Here is a 22,743-nt window from a genome sequence, read left to right on the forward strand (position 1 = left end):
GGACAGTCCGTACGGCAGGGGGTGGCCGATGCCCGGCAATGACATGCTCGCCGCACGCCTGACCATCCACCTCGACGCCGCCGTGTTGTGGCACCACAGGCCTGCCTACGCCGAACTCGTGCACCGGGCGCACCGCGAGGGCCTCATCGGAGCGAGCGTCTTCCACGGCGTCACCGGCTTCGGCGCCGGCGACCCCAAGCAGTCACCCCTCGCACCGAAGGGGCCGTGCGCCGTGGTCATCATCGACGAGGAACCCCGGCTGCGGGACTTCCTGCCGCACGTGGCGGACGTCCTGGGGGAGACGTCGGCGGTGGCGGTGCTCGACCGGGTACGGATCCATACGCCGAGCGCGGATGAGTGAGTCTCACGCATGAGGGCGAGGTGCGAGCGAGTGGGGATGGGCTGTGCACGCGCGCGTACGTCACCTCCGCGCGGAGGCGGCGGCACCCGCGCGTGCGCGTCACGTACCTCCCCGCACCTGGTGGAATCCCGCCGCCGTGTCCGGAATTCGCGCCGGATGCCTGCGCGTGGCCGTCCGCCCGCCTACGCTCAGCCCGTGCTGCACATCACAGACGCCCGAACCGGCGAGTCCGTCGACGCCGCTCCGGCCCGCCGGGGACTGACCCGGGTCGAAGCCCATGTGCCGGATTTCCACACCGGCGCCCTGCGGGTGCTGCTGGTCGCCGACCTCCTCGTGCGGGCCCTGGAACTCGGCGGCACCCCCGTGTGGGGCGTGCTGACCGCTGAGCGGGGGCAGGCCGAGCTGCGGGCCGGAGCGGCTGCGCTCGGCATCCGACCCTTCGAGGACCGGCGGGACGTCGGCCCAGGACTGGGCGAGGCCCAGGTGCTGCACGTCGTGGGGGAGGGCGGCGAGACACCCGACGGCGTCCGGGTCGCCGTCGCCCCCGTCGACTCGGAGACACCCGGCACCACGGAGGCCGCCGACCCGGCCGCCCTGCGCCTGGCCCTGCTCTCCCGGCGCCGGAGCACGCCCCTGCGGCTCGACGCGGCCGCCCTGACCGAGGCCCGCGAAACCCTCGCACGCTGGCGCCGCGCGGTCGCCGCCTGGGCGCAGCAGCCGTCGCGGCCGATTCCCGACGAGGCGCGCGCCCGCCTCCGTACCGCCTGGGAGGACGACTTGGACGTGCCCTCCGTGCTGGATGTGCTGACCTGGGTGGCCGAGTCCGAGCTGCCGGACGGCGCCCGCTTTGAGACGTACGCCTATGCGGACCGGCTGCTCGGCCTGGATCTCACCCGCGACCTCGGATCCCCGGCGTGACCGCGCGCGCGGGAGCCGGCCCGCTGCGCCGCCTGGTGGTGCTGCGGCACGCCAAGTCGGCCTGGCCGACGGGCGTCCCCGACCACGAACGCCCGCTCGCGCCGCGCGGCCGCCGGGACGCGCCGGCCGCCGGCCGTGCCCTCGCCGAGTCCGACTGCCTGCCGGACCTCGCCCTGTGCTCCACCGCCGTACGCGCGCGCCAGACCTGGGAACTGGCCTCGGCCCAGTGGGGCACACCGCCGCCGGTACGCCGCGACCCGCGGTTGTACGCCGCCGACGTGTCCGACCTGCTGACCGCCGTGCACGAGGTGCCCGCCGAGGTCGAGACGCTGCTCCTGGTCGGGCACAACCCCGGCCTGGAGGAACTCGTACTGGAACTGGCGGGGGACAGCCTCGACGACGCCCTCGACGAGGTACGGCTGAAGTTCCCGACCTCGGCGATCGCGGTACTGGCCTGGCACGGAACCGCCTGGGAGGCGCTCGCCCCGGGCACGGCACTGCTGACGAGCATGCTCGTGCCGCGGGGCAGGAAGGGTGGCGGGAAGAAGTAGCGCGGGCGGCGCATAGGCTGACCGGATGCAGGACGAGTACCGCACGGTCGCCCACGCGGGCGTGCACGAGACCGAGGTCAACCGCTCCCGCTTCCTGTGCGCCCTGGCGCCGGCGGCCACCGAGCAGGAGGCCCAGGACTTCATCGCCGCCGTGCGCAAGGAGCACGCGGACGCCACCCACAACTGCTGGGCCTACGTCATCGGCGCCGACGCCTCCGTCCAGAAGGCCAGCGACGACGGCGAACCGGGCGGCACCGCGGGCGTCCCCATGCTGCAGATGCTGCTGCGCCGGGACATGCGGTACGTCGTCGCCGTCGTCACCCGCTACTACGGCGGCGTCAAGCTCGGCGCGGGCGGACTCATCAGGGCGTACGGCGGCGCGGTCGGCGAGGCCCTGGACACACTGGGCACCCGCACCCGCCGCAGGTTCCGGCTGGCCACGGTGACCGTCGACCACCAGCGCGCCGGCAAGGTCCAGAACGACCTGCACTCGACGGGACGCGAGGTGCGCGACGTGCGCTACGGGGAGGCGGTCACCATCGAGGTCGGCCTGCCGGACTCCGACGTCGACGCCTTCCGGGCCTGGCTCGCCGACGTGACCGCCGGGACGGCCGGCTTCGAACTGGGCGGGGAGGCGTACGGGGACGTGTGAGCATCGGAATGAAAAGGGCGTAACGGACAAGCGTGGGACCGCTCATGACGGGCCGATACGGGAGAACGCACCGGGGTGTCTCCGCGGTGGGTCGTGCTGGTGATGCGGTGCGTCAGCTGACCTGCTCGGCGGTGCCGAGCAGTGCCAGGGCGTTGTCGATGCCCTGTGCGAGGAGTGCGTCGGCGAGTTGCTGGTCGTGCAGAGCTCGGGAGAGCTGCAGTGTCCCGGCCATCATGGCGAGGAGACCGAGTGCCTGCACGCGCACCGAGAGCGGGTCGTGGGGCGCCATGCGGGCGGTGATGCCGTCGATGAGCGTCAGCACGCCGCCGGTGTAAGCCTTCCTGGTCGTGTCCGTGCAGCGCGCGATCTCATCCAGCAGGGCGGCGTTGGGGCAGCCGTCCGCCGGGCTGTCGCGGTGCCGGACGGACAGGTACCGGGCCACGATCTGATCGAGTCCGGCGCGACCGGGCGCCGCTAGCGCGACGACGTTCGCGTTCTGCGCGCGCAGTTGGTCGGCGACCGCGGTGGCGACAAGGTCCTCCTTGGACGCGAAGTGGGTGTAGAAGGCGCCGTTGGTGAGCCCGGCGTCCGCCATGAGCGTTGCGACCCCGGAGCCGTCGATACCGTCTCGCTTGAACCGGCGGCCGGCCGTCTCGACGATTCGCTGCCTTTTCGCCTGCTAGTGCTCTTTCCCGTATCGCACCCAGCACTCCTGTCCTCACTCGAAGGGCGGCCTTTCCCCCACGGTCCCTCGGTTGTCCGAGTCCGCCTCTGTCGCCAGAACGTTCGGCGCGAGCCACTTGTTCAGAGGGCTCTTCGGCCCTGGGCACGTCCTCGGGTCACGCGCCGGCTGCGTTTCGCGCCTGCTACCGGTCGAGGAACTCGTTGGCTGTCTTCACGAACTGGTCGTGGAGCTGGAAGATGCCGCCGTGACCCGCGTCGGGGTAGACCACCAACTCGGCGTTGGGCAGGCGCCGGGCCATGTCGTGCGAGTTCTTCGTCGGCACCATCCTGTCGCTCTCGCCGCTTGAAGGGGTTGCCGGGAGAGATCCGGATGCCGGTGCGGCCGGCGCCGATCTCGTCGGCCACGGCGGTGGCGACCTCCAGGGCGAAGCGGATGCGGTTCTCGATGGAGCCGCCGTAGCGGTCGGTGCGCTGGTTGGTGTGGGTGGAGAGGAACTGATGCACCAGGTAGCCGTTGGCGCCGTGGATCTCCACACCGTCGGCGCCCGGCGGCGATGGCGGCCGCGGCGGCGCGGCGGAAGTCGTCGACGGTCGCGGTGACTTCCTCGGTGGACAGTGCGCGGGGCTCCGGCATTTCCTGCAGGCCGGATGCGGTGAAGGTGACGCCGGCCGGCTTGATCGCGGAGGGGGCTACGGGCTGTCGGCCGTGGGGGGGGTGTTGTCGGGGTGGGAGATGCGTCCGACGCGCATGAGCTGGATGACGATCCGTCCGTCGGCGGCGTGTACGGCGTCGGTGACCTTGCGCCAGCCGGCGATGTGCTCCTCGGTGTAGATGCCGGGGGTGACCGGGTAGCCCTGTCCGTCGGCCGAGGGCTGGGTGCCCTCGGTAATGAGAAGGGCGTGGGAGGAGCGCTGGCGTAGTACTCGGCGTTCAGCTCGGACGATACCCCTTCCGGGGTGGATCGGCTCCGTGTCAGAGGGGCCATCGCCAGCCGGTGCGGCAGCGGGATGTCTCCGGCGAATGTCGGGTTCCACAGGGCGTTGAGCACAAGAGCGGCCGGGGCATCGGCCGTGGCATCGCCCGAGGCCAGGGCGTCGGCAGTGTGGCGGCCGACCTTGCGCTGCCCGGGGATCGCGAAGAGCAGCACAGCGGCCAGGGCGACCGCACCGGCGCCGGCCCAGAGCGCCGAGGTCAGGCCGTCGACGAACAGTGAGGCGGACCCGTAGTCGCCCTGGGCGGAGAGGACGGCTGCCAGTGACGCGACTCCAAGGGCGCCGCCGACCTCGCGGATCGCGGTGTTGGCACCCGAGGCGATGCCCTCCTCCTCCGGGCGGACGGTGCTCATGACGAGGTTCGCGGACGGGGCGAAGAACGTCCCCATGCCGATGCCGCAGACGATCAGCGCCGGCAGCAAGGCGGTGTACGACGCGTCGGGTTCGACGGCCAGCGCCCAGAGCCCCAGGCCCACCGCGTTGAGGATCATTCCCGCCCCGACGACCGGGGCCGGCCACGACGGACCGCGCGGTATCGCGTGCCGGGCGGTGGGAGGGAGCGGCAGTGGGAGAGGACTCTCGATTTCCAGGGTGATCTGAGGTGTGCGGTGGATCAGGGGGCGGCATGCGTTAGCGTGGCAAGCGTTGACGGCGAGCCCCGTGCTGGTTCGTGCTGGTTCTTGAGGCGCAGTAGGGGTAAACGTGCAGGTCAGAGCGATTTCATGAAATTGCTGCACACTTCCGACTGGCATCTGGGCCGGGCGTTCCACCGGGTGAACATGCTCGGGGCCCAGGCCGAGTTCATCGGTCACCTCGTCACGACCGTGCGTGAGCGCGGTGTGGACGCGGTGGTCGTGTCGGGGGACGTGTACGACCGGGCGGTGCCGCCGCTGGCCGCGGTCGAGTTGTACGACGACGCGCTGCACCGCCTGGCCGACCTGGGCGTGCCCACGGTGATGATCTCCGGGAACCACGACTCGGCCCGTCGGCTGGGCGTCGGTGCCGGTCTCATCGGGCGGGCCGGCATCCATCTGAGGACCGAGCCGTCGGCGTGCGGGACACCGGTCGTGCTGTCCGACGCCCACGGTGACGTGGCCTTCTACGGGTTGCCGTATCTCGAACCGGCCCTGGTCAAGGACGAGTTCGGCGTGGAGAAAGCGGGACACGAGGCGGTGCTCGCCGCAGCCATGGACCGGGTCCGCGCCGACCTCGCCACCCGCGCGCGGGGCACCCGTTCCGTAGTGCTCGCTCACGCCTTCGTCACCGGCGGCGAGGCCAGCGACAGCGAGCGGGACATCACCGTCGGCGGGGTGGCGGCCGTGCCCGCCGGGGTCTTCGACGGTGTGGACTACGCGGCACTCGGCCATCTGCACGGCTGCCAGACGATCACCGAGCGCGTGCGCTACTCCGGCTCCCCGCTGCCGTACTCCTTCTCGGAGGCCGACCACCGCAAGACCATGTGGCTCGTCGACCTCGACGCCGACGGCTCCGTCACCGCCGAGCGCGTCGACTGCCCCGTGCCGCGCGCGCTGGCCAGAATCCGGGGCCCTCTGGAGGAACTGCTCGCCGATCCCGGGCTCGCCGGGCACGAGGAGGCGTGGGTCGAGGCCACCCTCACCGACCCGGTCCGCCCGGCCGACCCCATGGCGCGGCTCACCGAGCGTTTCCCGCACACCCTCAGCCTCGCCTTCGACCCCGAGCGGGCACCGGACGACCCGGACGTGTCCTACGCCAGGCGGCTCGCGGGCCGCAGCGACCAGGAGATCGCCGAGGACTTCGTCGCCCATGTGCGTGGCGCCGGACCCGACGAGCGTGAACAGGCCGTGCTGCGGGACGCGTTCGACGCGGTGCGTGCCGACGAGGCCGTACGGGAGGTCGCGCGATGAGGCTGCACCGGCTGGACATCACGGCGTTCGGGCCGTTCGGCGGCTCCCAGACCGTCGACTTCGGCGAGTTGTCGGCCGCCGGGCTCTTCCTGTTGCACGGACCGACGGGTGCGGGCAAGACGTCCGTCCTCGACGCGGTGTGCTACGCGCTGTACGGCTCCGTTCCCGGCGCCCGCCAGAGCAGCCAGGGCCTGGCCCTGCGCAGCGATCACGCGGCATCCGGTACGCGCACCGGGGTGACCCTCGAACTGACCGTCGCCGGACGCCGCTTGGAGGTCACCCGGCAGCCGCCCTGGGAGCGCCCCAAGAAGCGCGGCTCGGGCACGACCCTGGAGAAGGCCCAGAGCTGGCTGCGTGAGTACGACGCGACGGCCGGTGCCTGGAAGGACCTCAGCCGCTCGCACCAGGAGATCGGCGAGGAGATCACTCAGCTGCTCGGCATGAGCCGCGAACAGTTCTGCCAGGTCGTGCTGCTGCCCCAGGGCGACTTCGCGCGCTTCCTGCGCGCCGATGCCGAGGCGCGCGGCAAGCTGCTGGGCCGCCTCTTCGACACCCACCGCTTCGCCGAGGTCGAGAAGCGGCTCGCGGAGCGCCGCCGCGCGGCCGAGGCGCAGGTGCGCGAGGGGGACGCCGCACTGCTGGCCGACGCACACCGTATGCAGCAGGCGGCGGGCGGCGCGATGGAACTGCCTCAACTGGCGCCGGGGGAGCCGGGGTTGGCGGAGGCCGTCGTCAGTGCCGCGGCTGTCGCCCGCAGCACCGCGCGGGAACAGCTGACCATCGCCCACTGCCGCCTCACGGCCGCGGAATCGGCGCAGGCGGCCGCCGAGCGCGCGCTGAGCGACGTACACGAAGTGGCCCGGCTGCAGCAGCGCTTCGCCGAGGCGCGCGAGCGCGCCGCACGGCTGGAGGAGCGGGCCGACGCGCACCGGGAGGCACAGGCGCGCATGGAGCGGGCCCGCAAGGCCGAGGCGGTGGCGCCCGCGCTGGAGCTGCGGGAGGCCGTCGAGGAGGAACACCGGCGCGCTGCACAGGCGGCGGCACGCGCGCGTGCACTGCTGCGGGAAGCCCTCGCTGAGGGGCACGCGGGTTCCCGGGCGGAGGGCTCCGAGGTGGGTGCGGCCGGGTTCCCGGGGCCGCGTGACGCCATCGGTGGGGCCGGTGCGGCTGGACGCACGGGATGGCAAGGTGCTGATGGCGATGCCCGTGCAGTCGGGACTGCGAGGCCGCGGGCCGTCGACGAGGTCGGCGGGGGTGGACTCACGAGGTGGCGAGCTGGTGACGGGGACACCGATGCGGCTGGGATTGCGGTGCCGCGGGGCGGTTGCGCGGGTCCCGGCGCGGCTGCGTTTGCGGGGGCGCAGGACGGTTGCGTGGATGCGGCCGGGATTGCGGGGTCGCGGGATGGGCTCGCGGCTGCCGATGGGTCCGCTTCTGCGCTGCCGCGGGACGCTGATGCCGAAGCCGGAGCGACCGGACTTGCGGGGCCGAGGGACGCGGTCGCCGAACCGGGCACGCGCGGGGAGCTGCCGGGCGCGCGTGGCGGCACCGGCACGCGCGAGGAGCCGCGTGGTGCTCTTGCCGACGCCGGTGCCGCAGGACTGGCCGCTGCCGCACGGCGGACCGCCGAGGAGCTCGGTGGCCTGGAGTCCGCCCGGCGCGCCCAACAGCGACTGGCCGAACTCGTCGCGGAGCGTGCCGGTCTGGACCGGCAGGAGCGCGCCGACGAGGACGTGCTGCAGGAGGCCGAGGCCTGGCTCGCGGACTGGGAGACGACCCGCGCCGGACTGCAGGCCCGTATCGAATCCGCGCAGGAGGCCGCGACCAGGGCCGAGCAACTCGGCGTGCAGCGCGAGCCCGCGCAGCGCAGGCTCGGCGCGGCCCGCCAGCGCGACCAGCTCGCCCGCGACACCGACGAGACCCACGCGCGCGTGCTCGCCGCCCGCGAACGTGCCACCGAGGCCCGCGCCCACTGGCTCGACCTCAAGGAACAGCGGCTGAACGGCATCGCGGCCGAGCTGGCCGCGAGCCTCGCCGACGGCGAGCCGTGCGCCGTCTGCGGCGCCACCGAACACCCCGCCCCCGCGCGCAAGGTCGCCGGGCACGTCGACCGCGAGGCCGAGGAGCGCGCCCTCGCCGCCTACCAGCGCGCCGACGAACAGCGCGCCGAGGACGAGCGGCGCCTCGGCGTCGTACGAGAGGCGCTGGCCGCCGCCACCGCCGAGGCGGGCGACACGCCCACAGCCCGACTCGCCGAAGAAGTGGAGGAGTTGGAGCGGCTGTACGCGCAGGTGCGCGCTGCCGCTTCCGACCTGCACCCCGCGAGCGATCAGCTGCGGCGGGCGGAGCAGGAGCACGGGCGGCGGACCGCGGTGCGGCAGGATGCCGCGGTCAGGGCCGCCTCGCGGGTGGGCCACCGCGAGCGGCTCGACCGCGAACGAAGCGGCCTGGAAGGGGAGTTGGCGCAGGCGCGCGGCACGGCGGAGAGCGTGGCCGCGCGGGCCGCGCAGCTGGAGCGGCAGGTCGCGCTGCTCACCGAGGGCGCCGACACCGCGCGGGTGGCCGAGGACACCGCCCAGCGGCTCAAGCACGCCGACTCACGGCTCGCCGACGCCGCCTTCAGGGCCGGCTTCGACACCCCGCAGGCCGCGGCCGCCGCACTCCTGGACGACACCGCCCACCGCGAACTCCAACGCCGCCTGGATGCCTGGCAGTCCGAGGAGGCCGCCGTGCGCGCCGTCCTCGCCGAGGTCGACACCGCGGCCGCCGCCCAGCAGCCGCCCGCCGACCTCGCCTCGGCGGAACGGGCCGCCGCCGTGGCGGCCCAGCGGCTGCGCGACGCCGCCTCCGCACGCGACGCGGCGGCCCGCCGCTGCACCGAACTGGACCGGCTCTCCGCCCGGTCCGCCGCGGGCGTACGGCGGCTGGCCCCGCTGCGCGAGGAGTACGACCGGGTGGCCCGGCTGGCCTCCCTCGCCGCGGGCACCTCTGCGGACAACGAACGGAAGATGCGCCTGGAGTCGTATGTGCTGGCGGCCCGTCTGGAACAGGTGGCCGCCGCCGCGACCGTACGTCTGCAGCGCATGTCGTCCGGCCGTTACACCCTCGTCCACTCCGACGACCGGACCGGCCGCGGCCGCAGCGGTCTCGGACTGCACGTCGTCGACGCGTGGACCGGACGCGAGCGGGACACGGCGACGCTGTCCGGCGGCGAGACGTTCTTCGCCTCCCTGGCGCTCGCCCTCGGTCTCGCGGACGTCGTCACCGACGAGGCCGGCGGAGTCCGCCTGGACACGCTCTTCATCGACGAGGGCTTCGGCAGCCTCGACGACCAGACGCTCGACGAGGTCCTCGACGTGCTCGACTCCCTGCGCGAGCGCGACCGCAGCGTCGGCATCGTCAGCCACGTCGCCGACCTCAGACGCCGTATCCACGCCCAACTGGAGGTCGTCAAGGGAAGATCGGGCTCGGTGCTGCGGCAGCGAGGTCAATGACCGAGAGGCCGTCGGGGCAGCGGGGACGAGTACACGACGCTCGTGGTCACCGAGCCGAGTGCGCCGATCTTGCCCGACACCTCCTCCAGGTGACGCATCGAGCGGGCGGCGACCTTGATGACGAAGCAGTCGTCGCCCGTCACATGGTGGGCCTCGAGGATCTCGGGCGTCACGGCGACCAGGTCGTGGAAGGGCTTGTAGTTGCCGTTCGGATAGCGCAGCCGGACGAACGCGAGGATCGGCAGCCCCAGCCGCTCGGGGTCCACGACGGCCGCGTACCCCTGGATGACGCCCGCCTCCTCCAGGCGGCGCACCCGTTCGGTGACCGCGCTCGGCGACATGGAGACGGCGCGGGCCAGCTCTGCGAAGCTGGCCCGACCCTCGCGCTGGAGGACATCGAGGATGCGCCAGTCGGTGGCGTCCGGGGAAAACACGGTCATGGCGCAGAGATAGCAGGGGAATCCCCGGCCGGGCAAGGCACAGGCAGCGGAATGCCCCTTCTGGGAGATCATCGGCGGCCGTAGATTTTCTGGCTGAAGCGACAACCTCGGAGAAAGCAGGCCGGATCATGAGCAGCACCGCGACCGCCGTCAACCCTGTCCTGCGCGTGGCCCCGGCGGCCCCGGCCGAGGCCGCCGCATACTTCCGCACAAGCCTCGTCTTCCACGCCGACGTGTCGGACGTCGCCGCAGCACTCGCCTCCGACGGCGACCCGGGGTTCGTGGTCCTGGACTCCCGCTCCACCGAGTCCTGGGACCAGGGACACATCCCCGGTGCGATCCACCTGCCGACCGCGCTCATCCCCGAGCAGGCCGAACAGCTCCTCGACAAGGCGGTGCCGGTGGTCACGTACTGCTGGGGCCCCGGCTGCAACGGCGCCACCCGCGCCGCGCTCGCCCTCGCCGAACTCGGCTACCAGGTCAAGGAGATGCTCGGCGGCTTCGAGTACTGGGCGCGCGAGGGCTTCGAGTACGAGACCTGGCAGGGCCGCGAGCGCCGCCCCGCCGACCCGCTGACGGCCCCGGTCGACGCGGAGGACTGCGGCTGCTGAACCGAAGGGCTGCGGGGAGGGACGGGGGACGGCGGATTCCTGGGTTCCGCGGCCGTGTACGGTTCTGCGCCATGGTGCGATACGCGGAACCCGGTGCGCTGGAATGGGTCGAGTCGGGCGGCGGGCCGCTCATTGCGGTGCCGGAGACGGTGTTGCCGTTCTGGTCGGGCGCCGACGGTGAGGAGACCGCCTCCGACTACGACCGGGCCTGCGAGGTCGACGGATTCGTCGGGCTGCTCCCGGTCGGTGACTCGGCTGCCCTGGTCCTGGGCGACGAACCCGCCTCCACCGCCTTCCTGCCCGAGCACGCCGCCTTCATACGGTGGTGGGCGGCGAACTCCGAGGCCGAGCTCCTGGCCGGCGTCCCCGCGGCCCTCGCCACGGCGGACTGGGGACCCGAGGTGCGCTGGGAAGTGCCCGGCACGGTCGTACTGTTCGACTCGGCCTGGCCCGGATCCGAAACGGAGCGGACCGACTGCCTGCGGATCGTGCTGGAACCGGGGCGGTACGCCGTGCGCGCGGCCAACGTCCAGCCGGGACCGGAGACTTGGCTGGGCCTGGTCCAGCTGCGACGCATCGAGCACGGATAGTCCAGCACCGACAGTCCAGCACGGACGGTCGAGCACTCATGGTCGAGCACGGATAATCGCGTGCGCCGCGCAGAAGCGTTGCCCATCACGCTCATCCATGCCCCGACTGCCGCATCCCGCCCCCGAAGAACTGCGCCCCCGGTCCGGTGGACACGGATGACGTGACCGGGGAGACGTACCAGGCGGTCGCCTCCCGCTTCCCGTCCGGGCGTTGGGGCATGCCCGACGGCCCCGCCCGCCTCATCGCGTGGCTCGCCACGGACGAGGCGGACCGGATCACCGGCCAGGTGATCGACTTGGAGGGCGGCTTCCGCCACTGACCTGCCGGCTGTCAGAGCTGGGCCAGCTCGTCCACCAGGTCGTCCAGGCCGAGCGAGCCCTGCGAGAGCGCCGCCATGTGCCAGGCCTTGAGGTCGAAGGCCTCGCCGCGCCGCTCGCGCGCCTTCGCGCGGCCCTGCAGCCAGGCCCGCTCGCCGAGCTTGTAGCCGATCGCCTGGCCGGGGATGGTCAGGTAGCGGGTCAGCTCGCTCTCCACGAAGTCCGCCGGCCGGCTGCTGTGCGCGCCGAAGAACTCCTGGGCCAGCTCGGGAGTCCAGCGTTCGCCGGGGTGGAAGGGGGAGTCCGCGGGGATCTCCAGCTCCAGGTGCATGCCGATGTCGACGATGACCCGGGCCGCCCGCATCATCTGCGCGTCGAGGTAGCCGAGCCGCTGCTCCGCGTCCGTGAGGTAGCCCAGTTCGTCCATCAGCCGCTCCGCGTACAGCGCCCAGCCCTCGGCGTTGGCGCTGACCCCGCCGATGGTGGCCTGGTAGCGGGAGAGGTCCGCGGCGACGTGCGCCCACTGCGCCAGCTGGAGGTGATGGCCGGGGACGCCCTCGTGGTACCAGGTCGAGACGAGGTCGTAGACCGGGAAACGGGTCTGCCCCATCGTCGGCAGCCAGGTGCGGCCCGGACGGGAGAAGTCCTCCGACGGAGGCGTGTAGTACGGGGCTGCCGCGCCGCCGGGCGGGGCGATGCAGGACTCCACCTTCCGTACCCGCTCGGCGAGTTCGAAGTGTGTGCCGTCCAGTTCGTCGATCGCCTGGTCCATCAGGCCCTGCAGCCAGTCGCGGACCTCGTCGACGCCGTCGATGTGCTTGCCGTGCTCGTCGAGGTGCGCGAGCGCCACCCACGGCGTCTCGGCGCCGGGCAGGATCCTCTCCGCCTCCTGCTTCATCTCGCCGAGCAGCCGGTGGAACTCGGCCCAGCCGTACGCGTACGCCTCGTCCAGGTCGAGGTCCGTGCCGTTGAAGTAGCGCGCCCAGCGCCCGTACCGCTCACGGCCGACGGTGTTCGGCGCGCCCTCGATCGCCGGCGCGTACACGTCGCGCATCCAGTCGCGCAGCTCCACGACGGCCGCGGTCGCCGCACTCGCCGCCTCGTCGAGCTCCGCCCGCAGCGCCTCGGGGCCCGCCGAGGCGAAGTCCTCGAACCAGCCGCGGCCCTTGCCGTCCGTGTCCGACCATTCGGTGAGCTGCTCGACGAACGTGGCCGTCGGGCGCGGAGCCGCGTACAGCTTGCGCTCCAGACCGAGGGAGAGGGACTCGCGGTAACCGGCGAACGCGGCCGGCACGGCACGCAGCCGCTGGGCGATCGCCGCCCAGTCCTCCTCGGACTGGTTCGGCGTCACGGTGAACACCTCGCGCACCGAGTGCGCGGGCGTGGCCATGTTCCCGACGCGGCGCAGACCCTCCTCGGCCTCGTGCACGGCCAGTTCGGCGGTCAGCCGCTCACGCAGCAGCCGGCCGCAACGGCGCTCGATGTCACTGTCCGCGCCGGGTAGCCGCTCGGCCTCGTCGAGCCGCGCCAGGGTCCGCCGTGCCAGTTCCGCGAGCGCCTCCTGACCGGCGGGCGAGAGGTCGGGCAGCCTGCTCGAACTCTCCTTCACACCGAGGTACGTTCCGGTCACCGGGTCGAGGGCGATGAGCTCGTCGACGTATGCGTCGGCGACCTCGCGGGGCAGCGGGTTCGTCGTCTGTGACATGCGGTCCATCCTCATACGAGTAGCCGCCGCACGTCACCCTGATTGAGCCGAGGGCGTACCCGGCGGAGCGGGCATACGACGCGCTCCGGGGCCCGACCCCCGGACGCCGGACGGCCCGGCGTTCCCGCCGGGCCGTCCCAGGTGTCCTGTGCCGGGCCCTAGTCCCGTGCGATCCGCTCGCCGACGTGCTCCTCCGCCACCCCGTACGGCAGCCGGGAGCCTGCCTGGCCCGTCTGCAGGCGGGCCGTGATGACCAGGGTGCCCTCCTCGATCTGGTAGTCGAGGGGGAGCCCCAGGCCGCGCATCGCCGCGACCATGCCGGTGTTGGAGGCCTGTGTCACGGCGTACACGCTCTCGCAGCCTCCCTCGACCGCCATTGCCACCAGCCGTTCCAGCAGTTCACCTCCGATGCCGCGGCGCTGCCACTTGTCCTCGATGAGCAGCGCGACCTCCGTCTCGTCCCCGTCCCACAGCAGGTGGCCGAGGCCGACGAGGCGCCCCGAGGTGGTCTGCACCGCGAGGGTGCGGCCGAAGCGCGGGCTGAGCAGGTGGCTCAGATAGCGGTCCGCGTCGCCGACCGGCCCGTGGTAGCGCATGGCGAGCGTCCGCGCGGAGCACCGCTCGTGCATCGCCTTGGCGGCCTCCAGGTCACTCGCGTCGGCCCGGCGTACGGTGATCTCGTTGCCCTCGGGCAGTGTCAGCACGTCCTGGCTGTGCGGCACGCGCGGCCCGAGCCGGGCGTCCAGCTCCACCAGCGCCCGCGCGCGGGCGAACTCGGTCGGGGTGAACGGCAGATACGGCCGCTCCACGGTGATGACTCCGCCTTCCGGCGCCCGCAGCCGCATCACGGTGTCCTCGAGCGCTCCCTCCACCGGCACGTCCCCCGGGCCCCGGCCGCCGCCGACCGGCGCGGCGGGCAACTGGCGGATGGTGCATCGGCCCAGCAACTGCCGCAGTGCGAGCGGGAGTTCGGCCGCGTCCAACGCGGTGCGGGTGGCCAGGCCCAGGACGCGGGTCGGCGCGTCCACCAGATCGTGGGCGTCGGCCCGCTCGATCCAGGTGTCGGCACCCCCGGCCAGCGAGACCACCTTGGTGAGCTCGCCTGCCATGAGCCCGCCCGGAGCCCGCAGCAGGAACTCGTCCACCGTGCCCTCGGCCAGCGGATGCGTCTGCAGGCTCAGGATGTCGACCTGCCGCCCGGCCAGCGCCGTGCACAGCGCGGCCAGCGACCCCGGTTCGTCCTTCACCGTCGTCCGCATCCGCCACAGCGAGCTCTGACCGGGCACGGTCTCCTGCGTCGCCGAAGACTCGTCGGACGGCCCGGCCTGCTGCTCCTGCGGCAGCGACCGGGCGTCGGTATCGCCGGCCGGAGGTGCATGACCGTGGCGGCGTGTCCACCAGGTGTGGAACCCCGCCGTGGCGGCCAGGGCGACCGCCGAGATCACCAGCAGCGCCGGACCGTCGGGCCCGTGCCCGACCAGGTCCGCCACGCCGTCGGCCACGGCGACGGACGTGAACAGGGCGGCGAGTTCGACGACGTCGCGCCGCCAGTGGTGTACGGGACGTCCGTGCTTGGCACGGGTTACATCAGACATTTCTCGACTCATGCAACCACTGTGAAGGAAACGTGTTGCGTGATCACGAACGCTTTGTGACTGATCGGTAAAGTGTGGTTATGCCCCTTTGTAGCTGCGAAAACGCGTACGGGCGTGCAAGCTCGCAGCTGCGGAACGGCACCGCGCACCGGGGGATGACGCCGGTGCGCGGTCCACGAAAAGGGTACGGGAGCTACTGGCCGACCCGACCCGGCTGCAGCACCTGCGTGAACAGCACGGTGCCGTCGTACTCGCGCAGCCGCACCGTCAACTCGCCGCTGTCCCCGTCGATGTCGACCTCGCCGAAGAACTGGTAGCCCTGGGCCGGTGAGACGTTCGCGGTGGTCGGCGCCTTCACGAACACCCGGTCGGGGCCGAAGGTGTTGTCGAGTGCGTTGGCCGGGAAGGCGCCGGCGTTGAGCGGGCCGGACACGAACTCCCAGAACGGCTCGAAGTCCTTGAACGCGGCCCGCGTCGGGTCGTAGTGCTGGGCGGAGGTGTGGTGCACGTCGGCCGTCAGCCACACGGTGCCGGTGATCCGCCGGTGCTTGATGAACCGCAGCAGTTCGGCGATCTGCAGCTCGCGGCCCAGCGGGGCGCCCGGGTCGCCCTGCGCGACGGCCTCGAAGTTCGGCTTGCCCTCGACCGGGTCGGGCACGACCAGTCCGAGCGGCATGTCGTTGGCGATCACCTTCCACACCGCGCGGGACCGGGAGAGTTCCCGCTTGAGCCACTCCAGCTGCTCCCGGCCGAGGATGCCCACCGGGTCCGTGGTCTGGGTGTCCGGCGAGTTGGCGTTGCGGTAGGTGCGCATGTCGAGCACGAACACGTCCAGCAGCGGGCCGTGACTGACCTTGCGGTAGATCCGGCCGTCGGGGCGCCCGCTGATGGTGGAGATCGGGAAGTACTCGGAGAAGGCCTGCCGGGAGCGCAGCGCCAGGTCGTCGAGCCTGGTGCCGGCCGGGTAGGGCGTGCCGGTGCCGATGACCTCGCCCGGGTACCAGTTGTTGCGGACCTCGTGGTCGTCCCACTGGATGATGTTCGGGACCTGGGCGTTGAACCGGCGCAGCGCCTGGTCGAGCAGGTTGTAGCGGAAGTTGCCCCGGTAGTCGTCCAGAGTGGTCGCGACGTGCGACTTCTCCTCGGTGGTGACGTTCCGGTAGATGCTGCCGTCCGGCAGTGTGGCGGTGGCGGAGATCGGGCCGTCGGCGTAGATGTTGTCGCCGCTGCACAGGAAGAAGTCGGGGTTCACCTTCGCCATCGCATCGAAGATGCGGTAGCCGCCGATCGACTCGTTGATGCCCCAGCCCTGTCCCGCCAGGTCGCCGGACCACACGAACTTCACGCCCTGGCGGCGCTTCGTCGGGGCCGTACGGAACGTGCCGGTCACCGGCTCACCCGTGCGGCGCGGGTCGTCCGGGTCGGCCAGCAGCACGCGGTAGTGGATCTGCTCGCCGGACGGCAGCCCGTGCAGCCGGGTGGTGCCGGTGAAGTCCGAGTCCGCGCCGAGCAGCGGGCCGTGCCATCTGTGCGGGTTGCGGAAGGACTCGGTCGCGGACGTCTCGACGATCATCCGGGCCGGACGGTCGGAGCGCACCCACACCAGCCCCGAGTCGCAGGTCACGTCTCCCGCCTGCACGCCCCAGCCGGCCTGGGGGCGCCCCGAGAGGGCGAACGCCGGTGCCGCGCCGAGGGTGGTGGGCAGGGTCAGGGCAGCCGAGGCGGCGAGGGAGCCGCGCAGGACGCTGCGGCGCCCGGGGAACGGACGGTGTGTCATGGAAGCGCCTCCAGGGACGGGATCCGGCCAGTGTGCGATGCCACAACTACTGGTGCGCCGCAGCGCACACGGAAACCACAAGTGAACAACTGACCGCCGGGACAAGGGAACCGGTGTGCGACGGGGCGGCAACCGGGGCGAAAGGGATGAGCCATCCGTCTCTTTCCGCACCGGCCACCCCACGGTCATGCACCGGCTGCCTGCGCCATCAGTCGTACACCTGCGCGGATCCGGGCGGGCGACAGATGTGCGTACCCGAGGACCAGCCGTATGCCGCCGCTGCCCTCGTGCTCGGCACGCCCGTGCGTGTAGTCCGCCAGCGGGCGTACGGCGACACCGGACGCCGCCATCCGCGCGAGAAAGTCCGCCTGGGGGCCGTACCGGTGCGGGAGCGCGGCGATGACGTGCAGTCCCGCCGCGATCCCGGCGACCTCCGCGCCCGGGAAGTGCGCCTGCAGCGCGGCCACGAGCGCATCGCGTCGTTCGCGGTACGCGCGCTGGCAGCGGCGCAGTTGGCGGTCGTAGTCGCCGCGCTCCACGAAGTGGGCGAACAGCGCCTGGTCGAGGGTGGGATGGCCGAGGTCCATGGTGCGCTTGCGCTCGACGACCTCGTCGGCCAGCGCCTCGGGCACGAGCAGCCAGCCCAGCCGCAGTCCGGGGGCGAGTGACTTGCTGACCGAGCCCGTGTAGGCCACGTGTTCCGGGTCCAGTCCTTGCAGCGCGCCCACGGGGGCACGGTCGTAGCGGAAGTCGCCGTCGTAGTCGTCCTCCAGGACGAGTCCGTCAACGGACCGCGCCCAGTCGAGCAGTTCGGTGCGGCGGCGCGCGGAGTAGGCGATCCCGGTGGGGAACTGGTGGGAGGGCGTCGTCACGAGGGACCGCACGCCCGAGTCCCGGAGCGCTTCGACGACGATTCCCTCGCCGTCCAGGGGCAGAGGCACGGTGCTGACACCGGCGGAGGCATACAGCGCGTCATGCTGGGGGCTGCCGGGATCCTCCACGCCGACCGTGCGCAACCCGCGCGCGTGGAGCGCGAATCCGAGCAGCGTCGTCGCCTGCGCCACCCCGGAGACGACCACGATCCGCTCCGGATCGGCGACCACACCCCGGCGGCGCGCCAGCAGCTCCGCCAGGGCGGTACGCAGCTGGGGCAGCCCGCGCGGGTCGGGATAGCCGAGGTCCTGGTGGGGCAGTTCGGCCAGGACCGCGCGCTGCGCCGCCGCCCAGGCGGCGCGCGGGAACAGCGACAGGTCCGGTGTGCCGGGCACGAAGTCGGCGCGCGCACCGGGGGAGCGGGGAGCGAGATCACGCGCGCGTGGCGGCGCGGCCCGCACCGCGCCTCCCACCCAGGTGCCCGCGCCCCGCCCGCTGCGCAGATAGCCCTCCGCCGTCAGCTGCTCGTACGCCTCGGTGATCAGCCCCCGTGACACTCCGAGATCGGCGGCGAGATCCCGGCTCGACGGCAGCCGGGTGCCCGGCGCCAGCCTCCCCGTGCGCACCGCCTCACGCAGCGCTGCCTGCAGCGAACGTCCACGCGTGCGTGCCGGTGCGGCGGCGGCCGGCAGGAGCAGCTCCCAGGCGGGCGAGCCCGGGTCCGCACTCCCGGCCGGATCGGCACTCCCGCTCCGGTCGCCGTGCGGATCGCCGGCCCGATTGGTCTCCGATGACGTCATGGAAATGGACCTTAAACGGGACCGCAGCGCTGCCTAGCGTCGCTGCCATGAACGCCACCACCCGCGGAGCCCTTCTCGCCGCACTCGCCTGTGTCCTGGTCGGCGGGTCCTTCACCGCGAACAGCGTCCTTGGCCACTACCCGTACGCGGGCGGCCAGTTCCTCCGCTACGGCCTCGCCTGTCTGCTGCTCGCCCCGCTGGCCGGCGCGGGGGCGACGGCGCGGCTGCGGCTGCTCGCACCCCGCCACTGGGCCCGCCTCGCCCTGCTCGCCGGCGTCGGCATGGTCGGCTTCAACCTGGCCGTCATCGCGGCCGAGCGATCCGCGGAACCTGCGGTGCCGGGCGTCTTCGTGGGATGCGCGCCCGTGGTGGTGGCCGTCGTCGTCCCACTCCTTGAGGGTCGCCGCCCCCAACGGCGGGTGTTGTACGGGGCTTTGCTGGTCGCCGGTGGTGCCTCCACGGTCCAGGGGTGGGGGCGTACGGACGGCACGGGGATCGCCTTCTCGGCCTGCGCGCTGGCCGGCGAGGTCGGTTTCGCCGTACTCGCCGTGCCCGTTCTGCGTCCCCTGGGGCCCCGGCTGCTGTCGGCCACGGTGTGCGGCCTCGCGGCGGTCGAGTCCGCGGCGGCCGGACTGCTCGCGGACGGTACGGCGTGGTTGCGGCGCCCCGACACCACCGAGACCGCCGCGCTGCTGTGGCAGGCGGCGGTCGTCACCGTCGTCGGCTTCGTGTGCTGGTACATGGCCATGCAGCGGCTCGGCGCCGAGCGCGCCACGCTCTTCTCCGGCCTCATCCCGGTCGCCGCCGCCTGCACGGCCCCGCTCGTCGCAACGGGCTCCTACGGGGCCGCCCAGGCCGTCGGCAGTGCTCTGGTCGGCGCCGGAGTCGCCCTCGGATCCGGCGCGTTGACCTTGAGGCGTGCCCGGTCAGCGGCTGCCGTCGAGGATCACGCGGGCGACCAGCGCCGGGTCGTCGTTCATCGGGCAGTGCCCGCAGCCGGGCAGCCGCACCAGCCGGGCCCGGGGCACGACCTGCTTGGCGCGCACCCCCTGGCGCCGTACCAGCAGCATGTCCCTGGTGCCCCAGGCCACGGTGACCGGGACGGTGGGGATGTCTTCGGTGAACCGGACGGTGCTGCCGGCCCGGAGGGTCGCGTCGAAGCCCGTCGCCTGCGCCAGAGCCAGCGTCTCGGCGACCACGGCCTCGGGTGAACGGCGGCCCGGGCGGGCGTAGATGGTGCTCGTCAGCATGGTGCGGCCGGCCGCCGAGCGGGACAGCCGCTCCACCAGGGGCAGCGGCAGCCGCCGCGAGATGTGCCGCATGGCGAGCAGCACGCCGAAGGCGTAGCGCCGCTCCGCCTCGGACCAGAACCCGGCCGGGGACAGAGCGGTCACGGACCGTGCGAGCTGCTCACGGCCGAGCTCCAGGGCGAGCAGACCGCCGAGCGAGTTGCCCGCCACATGCGGACGGTCGAGTCCCAGCGCCTCGCAGAACGCCCCGAAGACGGCCGTCGTCGTGGGCAGGTCGTAGTCGAGCCCCTCCGGCAGGGCCGGGGAGACGCCGAAGCCGGGCAGATCCACGGCGATCACGTCCCGCTCGGTCGCGAGGATGTCCACCACCGGGTCCCAGGCCTGCCGGTGGTGACCGATGCCGTGCAGCAGGAGCAGCGGTTCGCCGCTGCCCACGCGCGCGTAGGAGACGGTCACGGGCTGCGGGCCGCGTGGAGTGGGGACCTTGAAGGAGACGGTGGCGGACATGGGGGTGCTCCTCGTCTGGGGCTCGCTGACGGACGCCGTAGACAGCTTGTCAGCAATTGCTACCGACGGGTAGCCCCTGATGGTGGCCGACATCCCGGCCGTACGGCTTTCAATGGCCCCTGCGCACCTCCAGGTTGAACTCCGCATGCCCGAGATGCCGGAAGAGGTCGAGCCACAGCGGCAGCAGCATCTCCACGCTGCGGGCCGACCGGATGCCGCCCAGGTCGAGCACCCGGTGCGGCGGCCACCCGAACTCCCCGAGCAGACCGGTGACCTGTTCCTTGGCGCCCGCGTCCTCGCCGCACACGAAGACGTGGTGCTCGCCCGGTACCAGCGCGGGATCCACCATCACCCTGGAGTTGACCGTGTTGAGCGTCTTCACCACGCGCGCGTGCGGGAAGGCGCGCTGGATCTGCTCGCCCACGCTGTCCGACTCGACGGGGGACAGCCGCAGCTCCCCGTCCTCGAACGCCATCGGGTTGGAGACGTCGACGACGACCTTCCCGTCGAGATTCGCCGCCCCGGCCGCCTCCAGAGCGGCGATCGCCACCCGCCCGCCGACGGCGACCACCACCACCTCGGCGGACGAGGCCGCCTCCGCGAACGTGCCGGCCCGCGCCTGCGCGCCCGCGCCCCGCGCCCACTCCAGGGCCGCGGGATTGTCCTTAGTGCGCGAGCCCAGCGTCACCTCGTGGCCCAGCTGTGCCAGCCTGCCGCCGAGAGTGCGGCCGACGTCGCCCGTGCCCAGAACCGCGTACCGCATGGCCACCTCCGAAGTCCGGCCGCCGACAGCCGGCGGCCCGCGGGTCATTCTGCTCCGGGACACGCGGATTTCTCCTGGACATGTCCGGACGCGTCGCATGGGATGGGGCCGTGACCACCGACACCCGGACAGACGTCTTCGAAGAGCACCGCCCCGTCCTGCTGGGGGTCGCCTACCGCATGCTCGGGCGGGTGGCCGACGCGGAGGACGTGGTCCAGGAGGCCTGGCTGCGCTGGTCCGGCGCCGACCGCAGCGAGGTGCGCGAACCGCGCGGCTACCTGGTGCGCATCACCACCCGCCTCGCCATCGACCGGCTGCGCCAGGTCAAGGCGCGCAACGAGGCGTACGTCGGCCCGTGGCTGCCCGAGCCCTATGCGACCGACTTCGGGGACACCGTCCCGGACACCGCCGAGCGGGCCGTGCTCGCCGACTCCGTCTCGCTGGCCGTCCTCGTCGTCCTGGAGTCGCTGTCGCCGCTGGAGCGGGCGGTGTTCGTGCTCCGGGAGGCCTTCGGCTACCCGTACGCGGACATCGCCGAAATGCTCGACCGCGGTGAGGCGGCGGTGCGCCAGCTCGCCGGGCGGGCCCGCAAGCACGTCGAGGAGCGGCGGCCGCGCTACGAGGTCGATCCCGGGCGGCGCCGTGAGCTGACCGAGCGGTTCCTCGCCGCCGCGGCGGAGGGGGATCTGGAGGGGCTCATGGCGCTGCTGGCGCCCGATGTGCGGCTGGTGGGCGACAGCGGCGGCAAGTCCAGGGCACCGCTGCGGGTCCTGGAGAGCGCCGACAAGGTGGGCCGCTTCCTCGTCGGGGCTGCGCGGAAGGGCGTGCCGGACCAGTCCTTCCGCTTCATGGAGCTCAACGGCGGCCTCGCGGTCGTCGTCCTGTCCGCAGGCAAGCCGGACAGCGTCTTCCAGGTGGACGTCTTCGAGGGGCGCATCCAGTCGCTCTACATCATCCGCAACCCGGACAAGCTGCTCTCGCTGGCCTCCGCGTAGGCGACGAGGACGGTCCCGTACGAACACCTTGTGAACCCTGCGCGGCGAGCGCCCTGTGTAGCGCCCATGGAATCCAGGATTGGTCTTGACCAAGGGTTTGGGCCGCCCTATGGTCGCAGATAAGTGCAACAACCTTTAATAAACAAGGGCGCCAAAACGCCGCCGGACCACGGCGATTGCGGAGGACAGGGTGGGGACCACGCAGTTGGAATCGGTGCCGGAACCGAAGTACTGGCATCTCAAGACCGTGCTCAGTGAGGCATTGGACTCCGAGTTCTCCGTGGGCGAGATCCTGCCCAACGAACGCGACCTGGCCGCCCGCTTCGGCGTCGCGCGCGCCACGCTGCGGCAGGCCCTGGAGCAGCTCGAACTGGAAGGCAGGCTGCAGCGCCGCCGCGGCGTCGGGACGACGGTCGCCCCGCCGCGCGTGGGCGTCGCGGTCGGCACCGAGCAGCACGCCTGGCCGGGGGCCTCCGGGGACGTCTGGCAGGCCGTCGACTGCACGCCCGCAGCCCCGCCCGCGGCCGTCGCCGCCGCGCTGGAGACGGGCCTGGAGGAGACCGTGTACACGGTGCGCCGCTCGCGCGTCTCCCACGGCCAGCCCGTCGCGGCGGAACTGCTCTACGTCCCGGAGTCGTCGGTGCCTGACCTCTCCGCCATAGACGCACCGTCGGGACCGGCACGCGCGCGTGCGGTGCTGCGTGAGCTGCAGCGCCTGGAGCTGGAGGGCCGGGAGAGCGCCGTCGAGCTCGGTTCCGCCCGGGCGGACGACGCCAGGGAACTCGACCGGCTCCCGGGGGCGCCCGTCCTCGTGGTCACGACCCGATTCCTCGCCGATGGCCGCACCGCGGCACTCTCCGTAGCCACCTACCGCGCGGACACCTGCCGCCTGACCTTCGGTGACTCCGGCGGCGTGGAGATCCACCAGGGGCCCGAGCGCCAGGCCTCCTGAGCCCCGGCCTCGCCGGACCTGCTGTGCC

The 22,743-nt window shown here is 72.7% G+C and carries 20 protein-coding genes and 4 pseudogenes; 12 read left to right on the forward strand and 12 right to left on the reverse strand.

Annotated features, from left to right (window positions below):
* The first annotated feature begins 28 nt into the window (after positions 1 to 28).
* The 4 genes from IH68_RS0102905 to IH68_RS0102920 all read left to right on the forward strand — a co-directional run bounded on the left by IH68_RS0102905 (position 29) and on the right by IH68_RS0102920 (position 2,482).
* A complete protein-coding gene (locus IH68_RS0102905; protein ID WP_030927804.1) occupies positions 29 to 361 on the forward strand; it encodes a DUF190 domain-containing protein in 333 nt (110 codons plus the stop codon).
* A 156-nt stretch (positions 362 to 517) separates the two neighbouring features.
* Positions 518 to 1,279, forward strand: coding sequence for a hypothetical protein (locus IH68_RS0102910; RefSeq protein ID WP_030927806.1), 762 nt, complete (start codon positions 518 to 520; stop codon positions 1,277 to 1,279).
* Positions 1,276 to 1,830, forward strand: a complete 555-nt coding sequence (locus tag IH68_RS0102915; RefSeq protein WP_030927808.1) for a SixA phosphatase family protein — start codon at positions 1,276 to 1,278, stop codon at positions 1,828 to 1,830. Before IH68_RS0102910 ends, IH68_RS0102915 begins: the two co-directional genes overlap by 4 nt.
* 25 nt (positions 1,831 to 1,855) lie before the next feature.
* The gene (locus tag IH68_RS0102920; RefSeq protein ID WP_030927809.1) at positions 1,856 to 2,482 is read left to right on the forward strand and encodes a YigZ family protein; all 627 of its coding nucleotides are present in this window, start codon (positions 1,856 to 1,858) and stop codon (positions 2,480 to 2,482) included.
* 112 nt (positions 2,483 to 2,594) lie between these two features.
* On the opposite strand, the gene IH68_RS49510 is transcribed toward IH68_RS0102920, so the two are convergent.
* From IH68_RS49510 to IH68_RS57720, 5 genes and pseudogenes are all read right to left on the reverse strand, one after another.
* Positions 2,595 to 3,143, reverse strand: coding sequence for a TetR/AcrR family transcriptional regulator (locus IH68_RS49510; protein ID WP_051833114.1), 549 nt, complete (start codon positions 3,141 to 3,143; stop codon positions 2,595 to 2,597).
* A 205-nt stretch (positions 3,144 to 3,348) separates the two neighbouring features.
* Positions 3,349 to 3,492, reverse strand: coding sequence for an alpha/beta fold hydrolase (locus tag IH68_RS56960; protein ID WP_199931839.1), 144 nt, complete (start codon positions 3,490 to 3,492; stop codon positions 3,349 to 3,351).
* A gap of 70 nt (positions 3,493 to 3,562) precedes the next feature.
* Positions 3,563 to 3,700: pseudogene (locus tag IH68_RS59670) on the reverse strand (alkene reductase); the annotation flags it as partial.
* A 156-nt stretch (positions 3,701 to 3,856) separates the two neighbouring features.
* Entirely contained in the window at positions 3,857 to 4,201 is a 345-nt protein-coding gene (locus tag IH68_RS59675; protein ID WP_234341168.1) for a hypothetical protein, read from the reverse strand.
* A 74-nt stretch (positions 4,202 to 4,275) separates the two neighbouring features.
* A pseudogene (locus IH68_RS57720) lies at positions 4,276 to 4,668 on the reverse strand (MFS transporter); the annotation flags it as partial.
* 213 nt (positions 4,669 to 4,881) lie between these two features.
* Between IH68_RS57720 and IH68_RS0102935 the strand changes: the two are divergent.
* Positions 4,882 to 6,045 carry an exonuclease SbcCD subunit D gene (locus IH68_RS0102935; protein WP_030927810.1) on the forward strand — a complete coding sequence of 388 codons (1,164 nt, stop codon included), beginning with the start codon at positions 4,882 to 4,884 and terminating at the stop codon, positions 6,043 to 6,045.
* Positions 6,042 to 9,539, forward strand: coding sequence for an AAA family ATPase (locus tag IH68_RS0102940; RefSeq protein ID WP_030927811.1), 3,498 nt, complete (start codon positions 6,042 to 6,044; stop codon positions 9,537 to 9,539). The genes IH68_RS0102935 and IH68_RS0102940 overlap by 4 nt, the downstream gene beginning before the upstream one ends.
* Here IH68_RS0102940 and IH68_RS0102945 read toward each other — a convergent pair.
* Positions 9,533 to 9,979 carry an Lrp/AsnC family transcriptional regulator gene (locus tag IH68_RS0102945; protein WP_030927812.1) on the reverse strand — a complete coding sequence of 149 codons (447 nt, stop codon included), beginning with the start codon at positions 9,977 to 9,979 and terminating at the stop codon, positions 9,533 to 9,535. The two genes, IH68_RS0102940 and IH68_RS0102945, sit on opposite strands and share 7 nt — an antisense overlap.
* A gap of 128 nt (positions 9,980 to 10,107) precedes the next feature.
* Here IH68_RS0102945 and IH68_RS0102950 point away from each other — a divergent pair, with 128 nt between their 5' ends.
* The 3 genes and pseudogenes from IH68_RS0102950 to IH68_RS52635 all read left to right on the forward strand — a co-directional run.
* Positions 10,108 to 10,590 (forward strand): rhodanese-like domain-containing protein, encoded by a 483-nt coding sequence (locus tag IH68_RS0102950; RefSeq protein ID WP_030927813.1) that lies wholly within the window; start codon positions 10,108 to 10,110, stop codon positions 10,588 to 10,590.
* Positions 10,591 to 10,661: 71 nt separating this feature from the next.
* Positions 10,662 to 11,180: an immunity 21 family protein gene (locus IH68_RS0102955; RefSeq protein ID WP_030927815.1), complete on the forward strand. Its 519-nt coding sequence runs from the start codon at positions 10,662 to 10,664 to the stop codon at positions 11,178 to 11,180.
* A gap of 137 nt (positions 11,181 to 11,317) precedes the next feature.
* Positions 11,318 to 11,500 (forward strand): annotated as a pseudogene (locus IH68_RS52635) (SDR family oxidoreductase); the annotation flags it as partial.
* Between the two features lie 11 nt (positions 11,501 to 11,511).
* On the opposite strand, the gene IH68_RS0102965 reads toward IH68_RS52635, so the two are convergent.
* From IH68_RS0102965 to IH68_RS0102980, 4 genes are all read right to left on the reverse strand, one after another.
* A complete protein-coding gene (locus tag IH68_RS0102965; RefSeq protein ID WP_030927817.1) occupies positions 11,512 to 13,203 on the reverse strand; it encodes a DUF885 domain-containing protein in 1,692 nt (563 codons plus the stop codon).
* A 158-nt stretch (positions 13,204 to 13,361) separates the two neighbouring features.
* Positions 13,362 to 14,798, reverse strand: coding sequence for a GNAT family N-acetyltransferase (locus IH68_RS0102970; protein ID WP_051833116.1), 1,437 nt, complete (start codon positions 14,796 to 14,798; stop codon positions 13,362 to 13,364).
* A 193-nt stretch (positions 14,799 to 14,991) separates the two neighbouring features.
* Positions 14,992 to 16,575, reverse strand: coding sequence for an alkaline phosphatase D family protein (locus IH68_RS0102975; RefSeq protein WP_030927823.1), 1,584 nt, complete (start codon positions 16,573 to 16,575; stop codon positions 14,992 to 14,994).
* 185 nt (positions 16,576 to 16,760) lie between these two features.
* Entirely contained in the window at positions 16,761 to 18,248 is a 1,488-nt protein-coding gene (locus IH68_RS0102980) for a PLP-dependent aminotransferase family protein (protein ID WP_030927827.1), read from the reverse strand.
* 47 nt (positions 18,249 to 18,295) lie between these two features.
* Between IH68_RS0102980 and IH68_RS52640 the strand changes: the two are divergent.
* Positions 18,296 to 19,081, forward strand: a pseudogene (locus IH68_RS52640) (EamA family transporter); the annotation flags it as partial.
* Between the two features lie 93 nt (positions 19,082 to 19,174).
* On the opposite strand, the gene IH68_RS0102990 reads toward IH68_RS52640, so the two are convergent.
* Both IH68_RS0102990 and IH68_RS0103000 read right to left on the reverse strand, forming a co-directional pair.
* Positions 19,175 to 20,005 (reverse strand): alpha/beta fold hydrolase, encoded by an 831-nt coding sequence (locus IH68_RS0102990; RefSeq protein WP_030927834.1) that lies wholly within the window; start codon positions 20,003 to 20,005, stop codon positions 19,175 to 19,177.
* Between the two features lie 109 nt (positions 20,006 to 20,114).
* A complete protein-coding gene (locus IH68_RS0103000) occupies positions 20,115 to 20,768 on the reverse strand; it encodes an NADPH-dependent F420 reductase (protein WP_030927836.1) in 654 nt (217 codons plus the stop codon).
* Positions 20,769 to 20,878: 110 nt separating this feature from the next.
* Between IH68_RS0103000 and IH68_RS0103005 the strand changes: the two genes are divergently transcribed.
* Together IH68_RS0103005 and IH68_RS0103010 are read left to right on the forward strand one after the other, a co-directional pair.
* Complete coding sequence (locus tag IH68_RS0103005; protein ID WP_030927839.1) at positions 20,879 to 21,763, forward strand: RNA polymerase sigma-70 factor; 885 nt, start codon at positions 20,879 to 20,881, stop codon at positions 21,761 to 21,763.
* Between the two features lie 190 nt (positions 21,764 to 21,953).
* A complete protein-coding gene (locus IH68_RS0103010; protein WP_030927842.1) occupies positions 21,954 to 22,715 on the forward strand; it encodes a GntR family transcriptional regulator in 762 nt (253 codons plus the stop codon).
* The last annotated feature ends 28 nt before the right edge of the window (positions 22,716 to 22,743 follow it).

The sequence above is a fragment of the Streptomyces sp. NRRL S-646 genome (assembly GCF_000720765.1).
Classification (GTDB): domain Bacteria; phylum Actinomycetota; class Actinomycetes; order Streptomycetales; family Streptomycetaceae; genus Streptomyces.